Origin of the sequence: Nocardia sp. NPDC006982 (genome assembly GCF_042869435.1) — a bacterium.
Classification (GTDB): Bacteria; Actinomycetota; Actinomycetes; order Mycobacteriales; family Mycobacteriaceae; genus Nocardia.
Window position 1 is genome coordinate 5,568 of record NZ_JBIAFV010000030.1, and the last position, 18,626, is coordinate 24,193.

At 62.3% G+C, this 18,626-nt stretch carries 16 protein-coding genes and 1 pseudogene; 1 reads left to right on the plus strand and 16 read right to left on the minus strand.

Going from position 1 to position 18,626, the window contains the following annotated elements; all coding sequences use genetic code 11:
- Nucleotides 1-106 precede the first annotated feature (106 nt).
- The 10 genes and pseudogenes from ACFYOW_RS46145 to ACFYOW_RS46190 form a co-directional block, all read right to left on the minus strand.
- Complete coding sequence (locus ACFYOW_RS46145; protein ID WP_387297957.1) at nucleotides 107-352, minus strand: hypothetical protein; 246 nt, start codon at nucleotides 350-352, stop codon at nucleotides 107-109.
- Between the two features lie 309 nt (nucleotides 353-661).
- Nucleotides 662-1,045, minus strand: coding sequence for a hypothetical protein (locus tag ACFYOW_RS46150; protein ID WP_387297959.1), 384 nt, complete (start codon nucleotides 1,043-1,045; stop codon nucleotides 662-664).
- 810 nt (nucleotides 1,046-1,855) lie between these two features.
- Complete coding sequence (locus ACFYOW_RS46155) at nucleotides 1,856-2,470, minus strand: DNA-processing protein DprA (RefSeq protein ID WP_387298020.1); 615 nt, start codon at nucleotides 2,468-2,470, stop codon at nucleotides 1,856-1,858.
- Nucleotides 2,364-2,633, minus strand: a pseudogene (locus ACFYOW_RS46160) (DNA-processing protein DprA); the annotation flags it as partial. The gene ACFYOW_RS46155 and the pseudogene ACFYOW_RS46160, both read right to left, overlap by 107 nt.
- 644 nt (nucleotides 2,634-3,277) lie before the next feature.
- Nucleotides 3,278-3,661, minus strand: coding sequence for a hypothetical protein (locus ACFYOW_RS46165; RefSeq protein ID WP_387297961.1), 384 nt, complete (start codon nucleotides 3,659-3,661; stop codon nucleotides 3,278-3,280).
- Nucleotides 3,662-3,945: 284 nt separating this feature from the next.
- Nucleotides 3,946-4,968 (minus strand): nuclease-related domain-containing protein, encoded by a 1,023-nt coding sequence (locus ACFYOW_RS46170; RefSeq protein ID WP_387297963.1) that lies wholly within the window; start codon nucleotides 4,966-4,968, stop codon nucleotides 3,946-3,948.
- A 290-nt stretch (nucleotides 4,969-5,258) separates the two neighbouring features.
- Nucleotides 5,259-6,020 (minus strand): hypothetical protein, encoded by a 762-nt coding sequence (locus tag ACFYOW_RS46175; RefSeq protein ID WP_387297965.1) that lies wholly within the window; start codon nucleotides 6,018-6,020, stop codon nucleotides 5,259-5,261.
- Nucleotides 6,021-6,588: 568 nt separating this feature from the next.
- Entirely contained in the window at nucleotides 6,589-7,227 is a 639-nt protein-coding gene (locus ACFYOW_RS46180; RefSeq protein WP_387297967.1) for an AAA family ATPase, read from the minus strand.
- Between the two features lie 169 nt (nucleotides 7,228-7,396).
- The gene (locus tag ACFYOW_RS46185; RefSeq protein WP_387297969.1) at nucleotides 7,397-7,930 is read right to left on the minus strand and encodes a hypothetical protein; all 534 of its coding nucleotides are present in this window, start codon (nucleotides 7,928-7,930) and stop codon (nucleotides 7,397-7,399) included.
- A gap of 73 nt (nucleotides 7,931-8,003) precedes the next feature.
- Entirely contained in the window at nucleotides 8,004-8,792 is a 789-nt protein-coding gene (locus ACFYOW_RS46190; RefSeq protein WP_387297971.1) for a methyltransferase, read from the minus strand.
- 2,274 nt (nucleotides 8,793-11,066) lie between these two features.
- On the opposite strand from ACFYOW_RS46190, the gene ACFYOW_RS46195 reads away from it, so the two are divergent.
- Nucleotides 11,067-11,636: a hypothetical protein gene (locus ACFYOW_RS46195; RefSeq protein ID WP_387297973.1), complete on the plus strand. Its 570-nt coding sequence runs from the start codon at nucleotides 11,067-11,069 to the stop codon at nucleotides 11,634-11,636.
- A gap of 742 nt (nucleotides 11,637-12,378) precedes the next feature.
- On the opposite strand, the gene ACFYOW_RS46200 is transcribed toward ACFYOW_RS46195, so the two are convergent.
- From ACFYOW_RS46200 to ACFYOW_RS46225, 6 genes are all read right to left on the minus strand, one after another.
- Nucleotides 12,379-12,981 carry a hypothetical protein gene (locus ACFYOW_RS46200; RefSeq protein WP_387297975.1) on the minus strand — a complete coding sequence of 201 codons (603 nt, stop codon included), beginning with the start codon at nucleotides 12,979-12,981 and terminating at the stop codon, nucleotides 12,379-12,381.
- An 87-nt stretch (nucleotides 12,982-13,068) separates the two neighbouring features.
- Nucleotides 13,069-13,224 (minus strand): hypothetical protein, encoded by a 156-nt coding sequence (locus ACFYOW_RS46205; protein WP_387297977.1) that lies wholly within the window; start codon nucleotides 13,222-13,224, stop codon nucleotides 13,069-13,071.
- 282 nt (nucleotides 13,225-13,506) lie between these two features.
- Nucleotides 13,507-14,610: a recombinase RecT gene (locus ACFYOW_RS46210; RefSeq protein ID WP_387297979.1), complete on the minus strand. Its 1,104-nt coding sequence runs from the start codon at nucleotides 14,608-14,610 to the stop codon at nucleotides 13,507-13,509.
- A gap of 420 nt (nucleotides 14,611-15,030) precedes the next feature.
- Entirely contained in the window at nucleotides 15,031-15,786 is a 756-nt protein-coding gene (locus tag ACFYOW_RS46215; RefSeq protein WP_387297981.1) for a hypothetical protein, read from the minus strand.
- A 733-nt stretch (nucleotides 15,787-16,519) separates the two neighbouring features.
- The gene (locus ACFYOW_RS46220) at nucleotides 16,520-17,077 is read right to left on the minus strand and encodes a hypothetical protein (protein ID WP_387297983.1); all 558 of its coding nucleotides are present in this window, start codon (nucleotides 17,075-17,077) and stop codon (nucleotides 16,520-16,522) included.
- Between the two features lie 400 nt (nucleotides 17,078-17,477).
- The gene (locus ACFYOW_RS46225; RefSeq protein WP_387297985.1) at nucleotides 17,478-18,383 is read right to left on the minus strand and encodes a bifunctional DNA primase/polymerase; all 906 of its coding nucleotides are present in this window, start codon (nucleotides 18,381-18,383) and stop codon (nucleotides 17,478-17,480) included.
- Nucleotides 18,384-18,626: the final 243 nt, after the last annotated feature.

Consider the following 18,626-nt stretch of genomic DNA (forward strand, 5'->3'; position numbering starts at 1 on the left):
GGGGGGGGGGTGGTTGGGGGGGGTGGGTGGGTGGGTGGTGGGGGTTTGTTGTGGTTTTTTGTTGTGGTGGTTGGTGATCACCCCCCCCCCCCCCCCCCCCACGGCACTATTTGCGTGCGTCGTGGAAAGTTGCTTCCAGGAGGTACAGGCATGCGATCGCTCCGTAGAGCAAGGACACGTGTGCCGCGGCGAGGACGGCGTGCGAGCCCGCGAGGCCGCCGATGACAATCGCATCCTTACGTTCCACCAGCGCATGGATGTGCGCAGTGTAGGAGGAGACGAGCGCCTCCTTGCGAGCCACCATGGCGTGGAAATGAGCGCTGTAGGAGGAAGGGCTAATCGGTGTGGTCATGTTGGTGTCCCTTGGATGCTGAGCAATGACAGTCAATTCGTTCGAATCGACGAGTGAAACGACGTCGGATGGACGTCACCTCACTCGCCGAGTCGACACCGCAGGCAGAGAAGCTGGCAGTGAGCGGATCGCTCCGTGGTCGTGAAAAAGTTGGTCTGCGCGCGTCCCTCCCACCGGTGGCGTTGGTCGGGTGGAGTTGGCCAGCCGGAATCGAACTCCCGATGAGCGTGGAGTTGAGCTGACCGGGCAGGGACGCACCCTTGAGCGCCCGGAGCGGGGCTGCTGCAATGTGGTCTGAACACGAACGGGCTAAATGAGGCCGTTCGTGATGGCGTACCCGGCCACGAGTGCCGAAGCGCCGGTGGCTGCGAATCGGCGGTTGGTTTCACGCTCGGTAGGCGAGGCGTGTGGGGACTCGCTGTCGAGGTGCTCGGCGACCGCAGCGCGCAAGTCCGCCATTCCTTCGTCCGCCAGCAGGTATACGACGTTGGCGGCGTGATGGGCGTCATCGACAGTCAGGAACGCGGGCAGAGGGATCTGCGCGGTTGCCGGATCGTCGTTGATGAGCAGTGTGGAGTAGCTGCATCGGGGATCTTTGATGGTTTGGATGGCGGCAAACGGAAAGTCGCTGTTGTGTCGGCTTGGGGTAATTGATTCTCGGTAGTCGTTGGTCTTCTCATCGAAAACGAGCATCGGTGGAGCACCTTTCAGGATGGAAGGGTGAGGTGGACGTCGAGTTGGCGGCCGCAGTGGCGTGAACCACCACAGGGCCGATTCGGTGTGATGTGTTCAGGCGCGGATATGAGGTCCGCCAGCGGCCCACAGGTCACATTTGGTTGAAATCGACTGCGGATTTGTCGATTTGGGGACACTGCCGGACTACGACAACAGTGCTCGTTCGAGTTGAACAAGGATGTCATCGGTGTTGGTGGCGTTGTGGTACCGCAGCGGCTGCGATTGAGGATGTTCGCCGTCGTTGTACACAACGGTCTCGACCGCCTTCGAACACGTCGCGCACGCAGGAAGCCACTACCCCCGTATGGGTCGATGCCCGTTGGCATCGGTCTCGGCGATGGCGAGATTCCGTTTACCGAGTTCGGCTGCGACGGAGTTGATATCGGCGCGGTGTACTGCGTCGGCTATTCAACTCCCTTTCCTTGCTTCATAACTTGATGAGTTGGTCGCCGAACCCGCTGGTAGCGGTCACACATGGGACCCGAGTAACGAGGAAGTGCGGAGGCTGGTTCGTCGCTGGACTGGGCAGCGCTGTTGAGCTGAGTTCTGTTGGTACGTTCGCTAATTCGTGCTACTGGCCATTGGTCGGCAGGGCGCGCGCGACGGGACCGCGGTCAGCAACTACAAACAGGCCAGTGACTCTTCATGACTGCTGATACCAGCCCGATCGGTGGATCGGATCTCGGTACGCGCTCAGTTGCCAGGCAGGGTGACCGGCGGCTGGTGACTGACATCGCCATCTGCCGCGGGTCGCCGTTCTGCGGTTGATCAGGTAGTCGGCAGCGCCGCTGGATCAGCGATGGCGGAGGGCGAAGTCGATTCGGATGGAAGGGATTTGAGGATGTCATGTGCAGCGCTGATCGGCGTGGCGACCCCGTTGTCGATCCATTCGCGACATCCTCGTGTGGTCGGCAGGTCCTGGTCGCTGGCGAGGGCGAATACCGGCCGGTGCAGTTTGCGTGCGGTGCGGACGGTATTTCCTGTGCCGCTCCGGATACCGGCTTCCACGACGGCTACTGCGGTGGTAAGTGCCGCGGTCAGGCGGTTGCGGTCGAGAAGGCGGTCCCGAATACTGTTGACCTGAGGCGGGTACTCGCTGACGAGCAGTCCTGATTGTTCGATCTCGGCGAAGAGCGCCCGATGTTGGTGGGGATGAAAATTATCGATGCCACACGGCAAAATCGCAATGGTCGAGCCCCGGGCATCGAGCGCGCCTCGATGGGCAGCGGCGTCAATGCCCAGGGCACCGCCAGAGGTGACTGTCCACCCCCGCGGACACCAGGTCCGCGGCGATCCGCCTGGCGCTTTCGGCTCCGTCGGAACTGCACGCGCGAGCGCCGACGATTGCGATTGCGCGGGAGGCGGTCTGGCGAAGGGACGCAGGTCCGCGCACCCACAATGCCAACGGTGCAGCTGGTCGTGGCTGCCGGTCGTGGGCGGAGGGGGTGAAAACCTGCATCAGTTCGTGCGGCCATTCATGGTCATCGGGTGTCACCAATCGTCCACCGAGTTTGTCCGCGGTCGTGAGATCCTCGTGCTTGGGCAACCGAGGCGCGGTCGAAGGCTACCTGGGGCAAGCCGAGCAGGGGACTACGGGAAAGCACGGCGGACGCGGTTGCTTCGGGACCGAACTGGCAGATCGCGGTAAGCAGCGACGGTGAAGGCCCCATCGCGACGCGCGAGAGCATCGCCCATGCCAGACGGCGCAGACCCTGGTCATCGACTGGTGCGGTGTGAGGGGGGACGGTCGAAGGATTCGATAGTGGAGTATCGGACATGAGTAGCTCTCCTGGCGAGGAATTGTTGGGACAAGCGACTGCGCGAATGCGATCGACGCCGCGATGGCTGCCAGCCGAAAAGCCCTGCGGTGAAATGCATGTCGGCTGGCGGGCGACGTGGTGGGAATTCCGAAGCCGGGCGCATCACCGTGTTTCGGTCCACGCCGAGTCTGCCGACCACGCCAGATCTCGCGGGCCAGTTTTGGGTGTAGGTGGTGAGTGCGACGCGCGAGTCGGCAGGGGTGGACGTCACCTGGCTGGGAAATGATCGACGCGGGAGCTGAGTTTGTTGTGGACCGCGGTTTGTCGCGGCAGCTCTAACGCTGTTCCTCTGTTTGGCTACCGTGCCACGACGCCGGTTACCGTGTGTAATACCGGAAATCCGAATCGGGCGTGGCCTTTTCGCGGTTTGCTACAACAGACGTTGTTTGATCGCGTAGCCAGCAATGGTCGCGGACGGGCTGTCGCTGGCAAACCGCTGGCAGAGATGCTGTTCGTGCGGCAGGATGTTCTGGTAACTGGCGGCCAGGTGGTCGGCGACGATGGTGCGTAACTTGGTCATCGCGGCCGCTGACAATTGATAGACGACATTGGCTGCTCGCTGGGCTGCTGTGACGGTCTCGAACACCACCGATGGGATATCGAGTGCGGAAGCATCATCGTTGATCAGTAAAATGCAGTACTCATCGTCGGCCTTGCTGGCATTCCTGATAGCCGCGAATGGCGACCGTGGACCCCAGGCTCCCCGGGTCGGAGTCTCGAGATAGCCGGGAGCTATCTGTTCGAAAACCAGCATGGTGGGGTGCCTTTCGAGATCGAGTCTGGGTTAGTCGCTCCGTACGCTCGGAATCGGACGTTGGGCCTGCCGGATCAACAACGAGCGCCGGGTTCATGCATGCGTGCTATCCCGGCTTGCGCTGTGTTCACGATTTGGAAGGCGTCTATGGCATATCCCAGTTGCATTGGGTAACAACACTTTCCGCGCTGTTGGCATTTGGTTGGTCGGATCGACGTCGGAATCGGACCATGGTCGCCGACCAGAATCGGCAGGCGTAGGCATGCTTGCGGAGGTGCTCGTACTCAGCGCGTAGCGGTGTCGGAGCCTGGTATTGCAACGGGGTTGTGAATGGTGGAGTGTGTCGGCTTGTCCGGGATGGGGGTGGGCACCGGAGCCGGGTTGAAGTGGTCGACGAGCCACCAGGTCGCGGCCGCGACCGCGGCGATGACAAGGATGGCCGCCGCCTGCTGCAGGCGGTGCCCGCGCGACGGCGTGGAGCGGACGTGACGTGGAGTCGAGGCGACCGCAGCATGGGATTTATTGGGAGACACACTGATTCGACGAGTTGCCGATGTCGGTGAGAACTCGGTTACGGGCCTGTCGTGGCGGGTGCGAAGTGGGACGGATCGGCGAGCGCGGCCGGGCCTGGGCGTCGATGCGGTGGCCTGAGGTGGTGGCGTCCAGGTGGAGGTTACGGCGTCGAGGGTGGGGAAGCCTTCGGAGGTCAGGTCGGCGATGGTGAGAAGGTGGCCGAGGTTCATTGCGTTGAGTAGGGAATATGCCTGTTCGGCTGTCCAGACGGGGGGTTCGTGGCCCGTTTTGTGGAAATGGGCGCGGAGCCCTTTGTTGCCGAGCACGACATCGCAGCCGGTTGGCATCGCATCGACCCGCAACGTCAGTGTCGACCGGTACGGGGGCACGATCGCCACGACCGCGCCGACGAACGCGCCGGGATTGTGTTTGCCCGCTAAGGCTTTGAACAGGAAGGCGGCTCTGAGGACCTGGTTGATCGGGTTGGTGTCACGCTCGAGGGTGTGGACCGGTTCGACGTCGGATTCGCTGTGATGCCAGGGGCCGTTATCCTCGGCGGTGAGGACGCCGGAGGTGAGCGTGGGGTGAGTTCCTTTCACCTCGACGACCGTGACCGTCTGGGGGGTGAGGATGATGAAGTCGGCTTGCTGGCTGCGAGAGGTGTGCAGGTTGGGAATGCGGTAGTTCGCGATCGCCACTCCGGACATGAAGTAGGCGCCAGTCCAGCCACGCAGCCAATACGCCACGCGCGATTCACTATGCGTGCTCGTGGTGGTGTCGTTGATGACAAGCATCACGGCTCCTCGGGATAGTTGGGGTCGAGAGCCGCGCTGGCGATCGGGAGACAGCGCCGCTCAGGCAAAGGGGTTGTCGTGGAGCGGCGACAGTGGCGCGCCGTCCAACGGCATCGACGTCCGGCGTTGAGGCATCGGGCCGTAGATCCGATTAGTACCGAGTACGCTGGTGATGGCCTTTCAGCGTCACTTCGGTGCTGACCGCCCCTGAGACAGCGCGATCTAAGGGCCAAACCCGGCCCCTGCTCGGTTGGGGAACCGAGGCGGCGAGCGGTGGGATCAGTACGCAGCTACGCGCAGCGGTCGGTCACGATATCGGTGGAGCAGGGCGGTGACGGTGGCTTATCGGAGCGCCGCCGCAATTCCGACAGGGGCAGTGGATATTTCACGCCCTGGCGTTGTTCGACGAGGATCGACCGGTCGCCGAGCAGTTCACGCAACTGGGCCTCTCGTCGTTCTGCCTCTGCGAATCGGTCGGGGAACACACGCAGGGTGCGCCGCCACTGCGCCTGACCGGCGCGGACACATACACCGCCGCAGTTGTTGTGGCGGTAGCCAAGTTCGTAGAGTCTCGGCGGCATGAGCCCGCGAGCCCGGCAGTCGTCGAGCATTTGCTCTTTGGTCAGGTACGGGGCCTCGGCCATCGGGAACTCGACTCGCCATGGCGTCCACCCGTGCACCACGCCGGGTTCACGACGCCGCTCAGCCCAGTCGAGCCCGACATATAGGACGGTGTCAGCCGGATCGCAGTTTTGTTCCAACCACCGGCGACACGGGATCTGCTTGAGCCACTTCGAACACGGGGCCAGCCTTGAGTTCCCGATGAACCGTACGTCGGCGAACACTTCCCACGGCGTGCGCCCGTCACAGACCCGCACCAACGGCATACCCAGGTAGGCCACGGCATCGGAGAGAAACCGGTATAAATCCTCGTCTTCGGCAAGAGTATCCGCGAACAGCAACACCATGTCGCTGGTGCCGTACCGCTGCGCGACGCGAGTCGCGGCGGCGAAAGATCCGATGCCGCCCGACATCTGCACGATTCGCTTCACAGCCAACACTCCTGGCCGATCTCGGTGGACCTGCTTAGCCGAGCACCTGGCCTGTTGCACGGGTAGTCGGCAATTGCCTTGTCGCGCATGCGCATGACTATTCGACGAACATTTCTGCAATGACGGGCGAGGTGGTCGACTTCTTTCCCGAGCGATCGAGCAGTGCACCGTCGATGACGAGACGGTCCAGCAGCTGCTGCGGCGCCCGGTAGTTTCTGTCGATTCGCAGAACCTTCGGTTTCGGATGGTAGGGGCGTGGTCGAGAGGTTGCGTTCGGCGGTCAGGTTGCGGATCTCGTGTAGCAGGCGGGTCTCGTGTTGCTGGCCAGAGACGTCTGTACGGATACACGGATGTCGGCGTGGTGCGCGGCACTTCTCATAAGGGCACGCGATGCGCAGGCCCAGTCGGCGTCTGGCGGCATCCTTTTTGTCGAGCCGAACGCCGGCGCGGCGGGGTAGCGCCTTCACAGAGGCGTTGAGCATCGCTTTTCTCACTGTCTTCGGACGGGTTAGCGCCAACTGGGCACGGATGAGCGGGATAGCTTTGATGTGCTGGTCCAGGAACTTGCTCATGACGCCTTTTGGCGTCTCCTGGGCCGGCGGTGGCGTCGGGCTACTGGGATCTGTGGCTTGTATCGGATCGTCGCGGGGGGATCCCAGGTTTCGGGTGGATGTTGGCGCGCGGTGGCCCGGATGATGTGTTTGGGGACTGGGCGCCCGCCGGATGCCGTGCGGCGCTGGACGTTGGCGACACAGATGTCCTCCGGCGTGATCACATCGATCAGGTTGAAGTCGACATCGCGCGCCTCGGCCAGAGCTTTCCAGCGCAGCACGTGTTCGGGCTTGAGGTGGGTAGCGTCGATGATCACGTGGAAGCCGTGGTCGAGGAATTCGATGACCTGCTGCATTTCGAGGTCGCTGACGGCGTCTTCCTCGGCGGGTTCGAGGAGCCCCTGTCGATGGAATACCTGTTCGCGGATGGTGTCTCGGCACACGATGCCGGTGTTGGGAGATGCGGCGGCAAGGCTAGCGGCTAGCGTCGATTTGCCGCTGCCGATGAGGCCGCGCAAGACCACCATCTGCAGACGTTTGCGCTCGGCTCTTTCTCCGCCGGAGCGGTCGTCCGAATTCATCAATTTCCTTCTCTCAGAACATAATTCAGATGCAGTACGGCGCTGGAGAGGCGCGCCTGTGACAGACAAGCGCACAGGGCTTCTCCTGGTGCCCGATTTGTGACGGGCAGGCGGGAGTCTCGGTGGCCATGAACAAGGGGGGCCACCGAGAGGCCTTGCGCCGCAAGGAATCCGACACGGCTCAGATCGCTGAGGTTGCGACGCTGGTCGCGTCGCTGTTGGCGCGGTTGCGTGATGCTGGCGGCTACGAGACCAAGCAGAGACTCGGGCGTCCGGTGACGGCAACGCGAGCGTTCCGATGGCGCCGGAGAGGACTGCACTCACGGCCTGACGCCGCCATGTCGCATCGGTGTTGCAGGGCGAAGGCCGGAATGAACGGCTGGGAGCGTTGACTGCGTTCGTAAAAGTAGCCGCCGACGAATCGGGTCGCCAGACCGTTCGCCTTGGCCAGGTCCGTGGTTGTCTCGTGGACCTTTCGCAGCGTCTGGCCGGTGTTGAGGAAGTCGTCGACGAACAGCCATTGCTGCCCGAGATACCCTTCGGCGGGGCTGTCGCTGTGGCTGTCGTGTGAGGTCTTACGCACGATGAGATAGCTGACATCGAAGGTGTGGGCGAGCAGCGGAATAATCAGGGCGCCAGAGAGTCCCGTGCCGATCAAAGTGTCGAATTGGACACCACGATCGATCAGGTGTTCGCGTGCGTCTTCGATGACAAGGCCCGGGGTGAAGACATCGCATAGGTAGTTCGAGCCCACCCTGGTGGGGGTGGTCGTGATCACGTCTTTCCTTTCTATTGCTGGTTCATGTCGATCCATCAGGTCGCAAAACGGTGTTTGCTGGCCGGTGGCCGAGTCACGCCGCGGCTGCCACGAGTTGCCGTGCTGATGCCGCGATGCGTAAGGCGGTGAAATCGCAGGTGACGATCTCGGTAGTGGGCGGCCGGTGGTGCCACAGTTCGTCGAAACACGTTGTGTCGGTACTCGTGCCGTCCAGGACGATTCCGGTGGTTCGGGTGAAGTAGTGGTAGTCCAAGCTCGGATTGTCCCGGCGGAACGTGACACCGCTGAAGTCGAACGGCGCCGAAGTCTGGGGAACCAAGAACGTCCCGAATCTGGCCAGCCTCGCGGCGGCCGTGATGACGTGATACTCGAACAGGGAACCGTCGTAGCCCGGTGCGTCGGTCGCGCGCCGAATGTGGCGGCCGTAGGGTGGATTGCTGATCGCGCAGTCGAACGGCCGGAAGTTCGGGCGAAGCGTGAGAACATCGGCGCAGCGCCAAATTGCCTCAGGGACGATCTTGCGGCCAACCTGAACGAAGTCGGGATTTCGTTCGACACAAACGAGCTGACGTTGCGGCTTGCCGCCGTGTTCTTCCCAGATGGTGTTGCGGCAGGCGAACGCGAGGTGTCCGATTCCTGCGCACAGGTCGATGATCCGCGGCCCGCTGACCTCCATTTCGAGATGGAGTGCCAGCTTGGACGGGGTGAAGAACGCGCCGTCGAGCACCTGAGCGGGATTGGTCGATTCCTGATAGTTATCGAGAACGAACTGCTTCTCGTCTTCGGAGAGGTCGCGGTGCAAATTCACGAGTTGGCACGCTTGGCGGTGGGCCTGTTCGGCTTGCCTGGTGAGTTTGGCCATCGTGATAACTCCTGATCTGGACTTGTTGTGCAGCAACGGCATTGACAGAGGGCGGATGCGGGCAGCGGCTATGGGAGAGCCCGGTGGTGGTACGGCGCTGAACCAGTTGAGTTGATCTGAAGGACGGCGGCCGGTCGGCATCGCGGGCACCACAGTCGGCGGTGCCAGCGCTCGGCGCCGCAGCTGAGAGCGGTGATGAGAGCGGCGGTGCTAATGACCCACGGCAGCGCGGTGAACGGTGTCGGGGAAAGCAGTTCCACGAGGATTGCGAGCAGGACAGCGATCAGTGCCCATGCACGCACGTAAATCACGACGGCATCGAAAACATGTGTGTAGCTGCGTATTTAAACAGATCCCGTCGGTAGTGCCGAGGGATGCGCGGGCCGATCACAACGGCGGCACCGCTGTCGGCCGTGTAGCGCGAACAGGCCGAAGACGAGGAAGATCATCGGTCCGAAAGTGAAGGCCAACGTGTATGCGTGAATCGTCGTCAACCAGGGGACTACAGCGGCATAGACGATCGCGATGGTTGGCGTGGCGCGGCTGAAGCGACAGAAAGTCACATGTCATGCGCTGCCGCGCAGCGAGATTCAGCTCAGATGTCCCGGTGAGAGCTGTTCGCGCCGATGGAAATTGACAGCCCGAAGAAGTTGTCTGATGCACTTGGGATAGGAAGTTGGCGGCGCGTGTCACCGACACCGTGTGATGGCCTGCGAGGAAGGCCTTCGTGACGGAGTAGCCAGAGAGTGTCGGATCGGGCAGTCGATAGCGCTCACAGCCGCTACGGACGTGACGGTCCTCGATGTCGTGGGTTGCGGCCGTCCCGCAAGACACACCCTTGTGAGACCTAACCCGAGAACCGGCCAATCGGAGAGTGGGCACCATGACCGAATATCGTCTGCGGGTCCCCGCTATCGACTACCAGTTCACCGCACAGTTCAGCGATGGAGGGGCGGTAAACTTTCCGGAGGTTCGGAGTCGTTGGCTGTATGCAGTGAGCGGCGTGGCGTTGGGAGCGCTACCGGGTCACCCAGTAGCCCAGTCGTCGATGAATTCGGGGACTTGGATACGGGTTTCGGCGTCATGGTGGTCCTCAGGATGGTTGTCATGGATCCACCAACCACCAGTTGGACAGGCTTGCCAATACACTTCGCCGCGGCAGTGAATGCACTTGGACCGGTACGGCGCAGCCTCGTCGCGTACGAATCGGATGCTGAGAATGTTTTCTCGGTCGCGAGAAATAACTGTGGAATTCGGAGTGGACCGCTCACGCCAGACCGTGAGAATGAATCGCCCGACACTGCGGTGAACGTAGATATGGAAGGGATCGCGATGGTGGTTGCGCACACACCCTTCGCCGAGCTCGTCTTCATGAAAGCAATGAGACATGTTGTCCTTCTCTCCTGGGTGGTTGAGGATCGGAATCGAGCGGGGTTGGAGGTCCTCACAACGGCGGGGGTGATCGCCGACATCCCGCCTATACCCACGTCTGAGGCCTCGTCGGCGAAACGGCCAATCCGAAATTGGACACGATGACCGAATGCTGTTTGCGGGTCCCACCATTCGCCTTCAGACGCACAGCACAGCTCGGCGCTGATGGCCGTATCGCTTCTATGTGCTCGGTGCCGCAATAGGTCTCGCTGACCATTTTTGACAACACCCCGCTCTGGTTGTGGTGCTGTTGAACTATAGCTCTGCCCCAGCCGGATATCTCGACATCCTGAGCTCGATCATCGCCATCGCGATCGTCTGGATCACCTTGCACGGCTTCACCTGCGAATAGCTGTCGGCACAACAAACCCGCGAAATACCTCCGATATCCGACCACGGATTCTGGCGGACTCGGACGCGACTGAGCTGAATATCCCTGGCGTGTTTTGCGTCAGCCAAATGATGGATATCGCTACGGGGGTGCTGCCTCGCAGTAGCACGGGAAGCAGGACTCGGTCGTCGGACACTAAGCAACAGGTGGGCCCTGACTGAGAGGGCCCACCTGCGCGCTGCCACGCAGAGGTCCGGGGACCTGTCGCCAGGGGGGTGGCGGCTCCAGGCAAGGACTGCCGGCACCAGGCGGCCGCAAGGTCGCGAAACCCTTTTCCAGCCCGGTGGACTCATTGTAGCGATCTCGCGCGCCAAGCTCGTTGGCCGGTTTGGTTGTGTTGCGTCGTACTCTGTGTGCAGGGGACTGACAGCAGAGACATCTGGTCAGTCAGGAGTAATTGCATGGAGGACAAGGCAAAGCCGCGGCGTGCTGGACGTCGGCGGCCCGTCGCGGTGGCCGAGCAACTGGATCAGCGCAAGGCACGCAGGGTTGAGCGGCTGGCGGCGGCACGTGAGCGCCAGCGTCGTATTGATGACGCGGAGAAGACCTTTACCGACGCGTGGGCAACGATCGAGATCGCCAAAGAGGATCTAGACGGTGAGCTCGCAGCACTGGAAAAGCGCGCAGAGCAAGCACGTGCGAAGATAGCGGAGAAGATCGGCGAGAACGAACGGATGCAAGCTGCGGCCGCAGCCGCGATCCGCGCCGAGGGATGCAAGGTCGACGAGATCGCCGCGATACTACAGATCGCCCCGGCACGAGTGCGTTCACTGCTGGCGGAGGATCGCCGATTACATGGTGAGGCTGCCACAGGGGTTGCCGACGGTGGTGGAGATGACTCGCCGGTCGCAGTAGAGAGCAATCCGCCAGGATCCGAAACTGTGCTGGTCGTGGTCGACGAAGGATCTGAAGTCGACGATGCAGGCGAGGATGGGGCGCGATGGCAGTCCGCCGGGAGCGGCGAGGTGGCGGCCACAGCCGAATTCTCGGCGTTCGGTAGCGCCGCGTTCGGCCAACACTGATCACATTTCTGGCCGATCGATCACACGTAGGCGTGTCCTGGTTGTGGCTGAAGGCGCGGACGAGGCCTGAACCGCAACGTAACCCCTCGGTCCACAGATCCCGTCGATCTCATCGATCCGATAGGTTGTCGGCTGCCAGGCTGGCAGGCGACAGATAGGTCAGGTTTGAGGCGGGATCAGCTGCGACGGCGAGCTCGCCTTGGCGGAGGAATTCCTGGATGCTGACGACCGGACGGAAGTAGTGGTGGTCGGGCACCCTGGCCGCGGACGCGTAATGCTGCGGAGCCCATGCGCCCCGCGACGGCTGGAGTGGTTCTAAGGTATGAGTTTCCGACGCAGGCGCACGTCCAACGCGGCCGGTCGGATTGTTTGATCGGCGACCGTGGTCGGGGATGCGCACGGAAAGAGCTAATGCGGCGAGGACTGCTGGTGTGGTCGTGACGCCAATGGTCACGCCAATGGAGGTAGCGTGCGTGCCGCGGGCTTAGAACAGTGCCGACGTTCGAGGGTGAGCCGGTTGGCCTCGCCGGAGATGTGTTGTGCGCGTGACTGTTCGGCGCGGCCGCGACGACAACTGGTGTTCGATCTGTGTCAGTGTGGAGGCTTGGCGGAAGAGTGAACGGGCTTCACCGGCCAGAATGGCCAGCTCCAAATTTGTGTACCCGCCGCTGATGGAGCTCCCCCAGACCCAGCCATCGGATCATCATGGCACAGAACGGAATCCACCAATGGTCAACCCGGATCAGAGAAGTTTGTGTATCAGTGAGAGCCATTCCAGACCGGTGCGGTCTTGTGAGGGGTCGGCGGTGTCGCGGATCTTGCGAACCTTCAGTGCGCTGACGCCGCGGAGGTCGACACCGGTTATCGCCGGATGTGAATCGTTCGCCTCCAGAGTGCACACGGAGTATTTTTCGACGGGGAGCCAGTACGCATACCAGGCATCGGCCGGCATGCCACTTCGAATGTCGGTGGTCGCTGCGCCGTTGAGTGGAGCCCAGCCATGGCAGTGGCAACCGGGTTCGTTGCACCGACCAAGACGGCGCTGAGAACGTGTTGCGTAGTGGTCGGTTTTGCCCGCCAGCATGGGGCACGCTTTGCGCGAGTAGGCCGCGCAAGCCGGATGCATGCCCAGTTCGGGAGCAAGCCGGAGATCCAGATCGTAAGGCCTGAGGTAGATGACGACACGATCTTCTGTCCGCAGTGATCGGCCGCAGATCTGACACAGTTCCAGCTCCGCGGCCAGCCGGTAGCGGATTGGGTCCTGATATCCCCAGACGGGTTGATTGATATGGCAAGCAGTGACAAACGGGATTACCAGACCGCGGTAGGTGGGCGCGTTCTGCAAGCAGGAGGGCACACCTGGGTGAGAAGGGTCGGCTAAAGGCATTGAGGATCTTTCGTTCAGGTGAATAGGGTTGTCGAACAACGAGTTTCAATCGAAGTTGATCAGTTCGTCGTGTACCTGGACATCGGTGAGCGCGACACCGTCCTCGTCGCGCGCCTTGATCAGGGTGTCGAGCAGGTCGTCGTGATCCAGGTTCGGATCGGCGGCCAGACCCGCGCGGGGGAAATGGGCCTGACGTGGCACGTCCTACTGAAGAGTCCCGATGGATGGGCTCGTCGGGCTTCGGGCCGCTACGGTCAACGACGCGTTGGACCGGGCGGCTAAGGTGCTCGGAGCGTGTGCGTCCATCGCGTCGACCCGGGAGGTTTGTACCGACTCAGTGGTCCTCCGAGACGTTACGAAGATCCAGCACCATGTCGAACTCCGGCCGGATCTGGTGCGTAACCCTGAAACTGGCTGCCGCGCTGGCGAATTGATCGAAGAAATACCGCTCACCGTCACTGCTTCCCTTATCGGAACTGCGAGTTACGCAGCGAGGCTTGGTTCGTGTTGCCGCGAGTCGCTGCGGGCAGGCGAAGTTGCGGAGGCATCGGGACTGCGCTGATCAGACTGCTGCAAAGCCTCGATCAGCTGGGCGCCTTGGTCGCGGGTGAGTTCGCTGGTCTTGCCGATATCGCAGCCGATGACCTTGGAAATGAATGCCAGGGCTTCGTCGGAGTCCGCATCGATGTACCCAGCGTCACGTAGCAGCGTGTCGAGGTTGATCGACATCGTCTTGGTGATGGCGCCACGCGCGGTGTCGGCCGCTTTGTAATCGCTTGACGTCGAAGCCGCTTCATCGATGATGGTGATGGCCCGACCTGGACCACGCCGAGCCGTCATTGGCGACTGGGCGGTGGCGGTGAGTTCATCAGGGGCGGAGCTTCGCAGCCTCGCAGCGGACTTGAAAGATGCTGCGACATTACCGTTTTGGTCTGATTCGGCCGTCAGATCAAGACCGGTAGGGAGTGTGTCCTGCAGCTCGATTCCAGCGAAGTCGGCTGGGTAGGCGTGGCGCCATGCCTGGGCTTCGGCACATTTCGCGATTTGGTGGGCGGGCCTTTGCGCCCAGACAGTGTTCGGACCGCCTTCGCTGTTGTGCTGGACGAACTCTTCAAAGTGGGCGATGCCGACGCATCGGGCGGTTCGGCCGTCGGCATGGTGGATGGTGATGGCGTACTTGGCGGCGGCAGGTTGGAAGTCGCGGGGAACCCAGACCTCGACCCAACGGTTTTCGTTTCCGTCGTACCAGAGCGGTTCGGGCATATTGATGGTGTCGCGGCAGTGGCGGGCGGCGCGGTGTCCTATAGCGCGGTAGCCCTCGATGCTTGTGACGATCGACCACCGGATGTCGTTGGTCCAGTACTCATCCCGGTCCTTTAGCTGGTACCGGTCCGCTTTCAGGTAGATCTGTTTGCTGAAGGGGTCGAGTCCGGAGCGTTTGGCCACGTGGAAGAACAGGACCAGCTGGGATTCGGGCAAATCACGATAGCCGAGCTGTTCCAACGCCTGCCGTTGCTCGGTGGAGAAAGACAATTGGTCAGGTTTGATCGTCAGAGTGGTTGGCGCTTTGTCGGGTTCAGGCCGCACGGTGGGACCTCCTGTTGCTGGTAGTGGCGAGGTGAAAGGTCGATGCGGCAACGACCGCGCCGTTTGCGGGCCACTCGCTTGCGGCCACGCAGGGCGTAGAGGTTGGTCGCTCGCCGGTTGGCGGCCGCCGAGTTCGCCAGCTGGCGCGGCGGGTTCGCCCATCGATTCGGTGCAGGGGTGATTTGGTTTCCGGAGCCGTTGCACAGGTGCGACCTTCAGCAGCCGACGCATCCGATGAGCAGAAGGGGTGCTGGTCCCAAGAAAGTGCACGTTGTGGTCGCGATCATCATCGAGCGGCGATGACATCTGCGATGCGCAGCGGTGGATCGGGCCACACGTGTGGTCCGATCCAGGAGCGGCTGAACCGAATCGAACCGTGTGCGCGCTAGTGACTACGCGGGCACCGGTTCGCGCCGGTTGTCAGACAGTGGCATCTGCGGGGACCAGGTCGCTGGCGTCTGCTGGTACCAGGTCGCCGCGCTTTGCGAGCTCACTGACAATGTGGTCAGCGACGGCGGCCCTGAGGCGCTCATCAGTGACCTTGCCAGCGCGGGTGAGGTCAACCGCCACGGTGACCTCATCGAATCCGGGAACTGGCACTGTGATCTCTTTGGTGGCGGGCGGCATATAGTCGCCGAGGCCGAGCGCCGAGATCGAGTCCTCCACCTCGCTGCAGAGACGCCGGTCTTGGCCGTACTGGAGAATCGTGCTGACCAGATCGCGGCGGAACTTCTCGACTTCCTCGGAACCAGCCTTCGGCAACGGGGAGCGGCTGTCACCCCACTCGGCGATGAGCGCATCGACGTCGACGGCCTTGGACTGCTCCTCGACGCGCGTGGAAGCGACCGTGCGGTCGCGGACCGAGGCGATGAACTTGAACACCTGCTCGATTGCCAATCGCTCGATTCCCTGTCCGATCTCGTAGAGGTCGGGTTCCTCAGAGCTGCCCAGGGCATCGGCGCGGATCTCAGCGCGCTCCGGCAGGCTGGCAGTGAGGTCCGTCAGGTCAACGGAATAAAGAGCCTTGGGGTTCGGGACGAGGTCACTGAGTCCGGCCAACGTGAAGATGTCGTCGGCGTAGCTCTTGTACCTGCTGTATGTACGGGACTTCAGGATGCGAGCGACCATGATCTCCTGGTCGGTCTCGACGTCCAGAACAATCTTTGTATCGGTCATGATTTGTTCTCTCTTCTTGCCGGATGGGGCCGTTGGCCCCGTGTGCACGGAGCTGGCACACTCCGCAACTCACAGACCGTGGAGGGCTGTGGGGTGCGGGGAGCGTCAGCGGAGACGTTTCATTGACAGGTGGTGCGGGGAGTGAAGTGCGGAAGCGTGAGCGGCGAATCATCCAGGCGTTCAGACAGCGTCAAGTGCCATCTCGACTGCGCGCAGGCACAGCTAGGTGGGGCGTCAGGGTTGATTCATGTGCGGGTTTCGGCATGCCGAGTGCGATGTCAGTGCCTTCGCGGCAGCGGGGCGCGAGTGCGTCGGTCACATCTCGTGTCTGGGCATGGCCTGCCCGCGGAGATCGCTGACGCTCCATGCCACGCGCAGAGTGCTGTTGGCGTTACGGCGCACGGTGAGCCCAGTTGAATGACTGCTTGGATCAACTTGGCTATGTAGTGGGGTAGTGGGAATCGCTGGCGCAGAACGTGTCCGGGAACCGTGGCGTTGGTCGTGCAGCCGCAGTCTTGCCAGCGTTGAGTTGCGACGCGACCAGTGGCGCGGTCCGTCAACGAAGGTTGGTCCCGGCGAGCCCGCAGTTGGTTGTGTTGTTCTCGGAGGACCTGGTGCGGATGCTGGACTTGCGTTCAAATTCGCGTCCTGGTGGGCTGTTAAGCCATGCGAGGCGGCGGTCCACGTTCATACGAGTGCCTGAGGGGAGGACGTTGTTGCGGACGGCTGAGTGCTATTTGCGATTGGCGGTGACAGCGCGGATGAAGTCGCAGTCGCGTTCGTCCGCGCCGGAGGTGTGGCGGGTGGTTTTGCAGGTCAGTTCGAGGTCGTCCCCGACGCGCAATGCGGCGCAGCGGGCGTCGCGGCATGGGTAGGCCTGGTCGCTGCCGGTGAAGGTCACCACGAACACCATCGACTCAGAGGTCTTGGATTCGGTGGCGCTGTCGTGGTGGCCACCGAGGGCGTCAATCTGGGTGATTTGGCCACGCACCGGGCGCCATTGATGGTGTTCGCCGTCGAAAGGCCCCCATACGACAATCATCTTCATGGTGGCCAGCACCACGGCCGCGGCAAGCATGATGGCGAAGAAGGCCATCAAGCCGGTCTCTTTCACGAAGTAGTCGGAGCGGAGTTCTCGCACGAAACCGAAGATTGCGAAACCACACGCCACGGCGAGGGCGACGATGATCAGCGTGACGAGCGGGATCCAGGTGTACACCTCGATCGAGTACCGGGCAGTGGAGGTAGGGGCGGCAGCCGCCGACGGGATGTCGGCAAGTGGGTTGGTCATGAGCGGACCTCGGTGGTGCTCGAGGCGGTGCTCGTGCCGGAGTCGTTCGGCTGCGTCAGTTTGAACATGAATTCTCCTGTGCAGGTGCAGGTTTGAGCTGGAGGCCAGAAGGTGAACGAGCCGCACTGATCAGTGCGGCATACCCCGCACTGATCAGTGCGGGGTATGTGCGGCTGAGGCTCCGCGCGGCAGGTGTGGCCGCACACGGTGCCGGGATGGATTCAGAGTTGGGTCAGACCAGGAATTCGCATGGTGCTCACGTGAGTCCGATCGGTGCCGGATCAGCACATAAGTTCGGGAATCGGGCCGTCCGCAAAAGGATTACGCATGGAGCGGCACTAGATCCGCTGGCAGGGCTCCTGCCGTTGATCGGTTGATCGATGGTGTGGTCGTGTGTTGTTCAGGGGTGCCGGAGATTCACGAGTTGGGGGCGAGTCGCACCGTGACGCAGGCCATCGGTGATTGTTCGGTTGGCCTCGAGGTCGGTGAAGTTCGCAACGCCGATATGCTGTCGGGCCGCGTCGTAGAGCATGGCGTAAGCATCGTTATGGGTCAGCATCTGGGCTCCGACGAGACGGCCAAGAGCATTGGCGGCCGATAGCAGGGTGTAATGGCGTTGGCTGACCGGCGCATTCCGGATTCGAGTGGTCTGGGAGTGGACTGCTTTGCTTACGTAGGCGTTGGCTTGCAGAAGTGTTAGTTCCACCGGCGGGCCGGGAGGCGGCGCCGGTGGCGGGGTCAACGCGGTGATCAGCCATTCCGGTATTGGTTCGGGTCGGCGACCGTCCAGGACGGTGTAGAAGCCATTCGTCAGAACCGACCCGGCGCCAACTACGTAGCCGCCGCTGCCACGGGTGTCGATGTGCCAGCCGAGGCCTGCGACGGTGTTGGGTAGTTCAGGTGCCGCGGGTGCGCTGTAATAGAGGTGCAAGCCGCCCGACGGTGTTCCGACAGTGTAGGTGTCGCCGGGAAATGGTTGTCCGGCCTCGCGTGCCACGTGATCGAGGACCTCCCGTCCGTGAGTTAGCCCGGCCCATCGCGCGGGAGCTGGTTCTCCGCGTGAGTCATCGAGGTCAAGTACATAGAGCCCGCTTGGCCCACAAGCGATTCCGATGTTGTACGGCAGTTGCTGCCAGATGTGTCGGATTCGCGCAGGATCGTTTGTGGCATTGAGTTCCCAATCCTTGGTCACCGCTGGACGTTTGGTGCGAGGCCACAGCGGAAAGATGTGATGGCCGCGGGCCGCGGCGCCGAGCGCGGCGCGCATGAGCCGCGTGGATCGGACGCCGCGGTCGATGCCAGCCACGTCGCCGCGATAATGCGGCGAAGGACGTGCTGAGGGTCTGCTCGACTTTGGCCGAGGCCCGGCTGGGGACCTGGCTGCTCCCCTGATCACGTCGCCGCCGGGCGCGGTAGCGATGCCAGGACAACGGCAGGATTGATGTGCAGGAACGCGGAGACGTCTATTGGCATGAGACCTCCTGACATTCTCTGCAGCGGTTGGTGATTCGAGGGAAGTGCACGATGATGGAGGCGCGCGCCGCTGCGG

Coding starts and splice junctions, on each gene's coding strand:
- ACFYOW_RS46190 (WP_387297971.1), bottom strand. CDS start 8,792: ATGGCCAAACTCACCAGGCAAGCCGAACAGGCCCACCGCCAAGCGTGC.
- ACFYOW_RS46150 (WP_387297959.1), bottom strand. CDS start 1,045: ATGCTCGTTTTCGATGAGAAGACCAACGACTACCGAGAATCAATTACC.
- ACFYOW_RS46220 (WP_387297983.1), bottom strand. CDS start 17,077: ATGACCAACCCACTTGCCGACATCCCGTCGGCGGCTGCCGCCCCTACC.
- ACFYOW_RS46215 (WP_387297981.1), bottom strand. CDS start 15,786: ATGACCGATACAAAGATTGTTCTGGACGTCGAGACCGACCAGGAGATC.
- ACFYOW_RS46145 (WP_387297957.1), bottom strand. CDS start 352: ATGACCACACCGATTAGCCCTTCCTCCTACAGCGCTCATTTCCACGCC.
- ACFYOW_RS46170 (WP_387297963.1), bottom strand. CDS start 4,968: ATGCTTGTCATCAACGACACCACCACGAGCACGCATAGTGAATCGCGC.
- ACFYOW_RS46165 (WP_387297961.1), bottom strand. CDS start 3,661: ATGCTGGTTTTCGAACAGATAGCTCCCGGCTATCTCGAGACTCCGACC.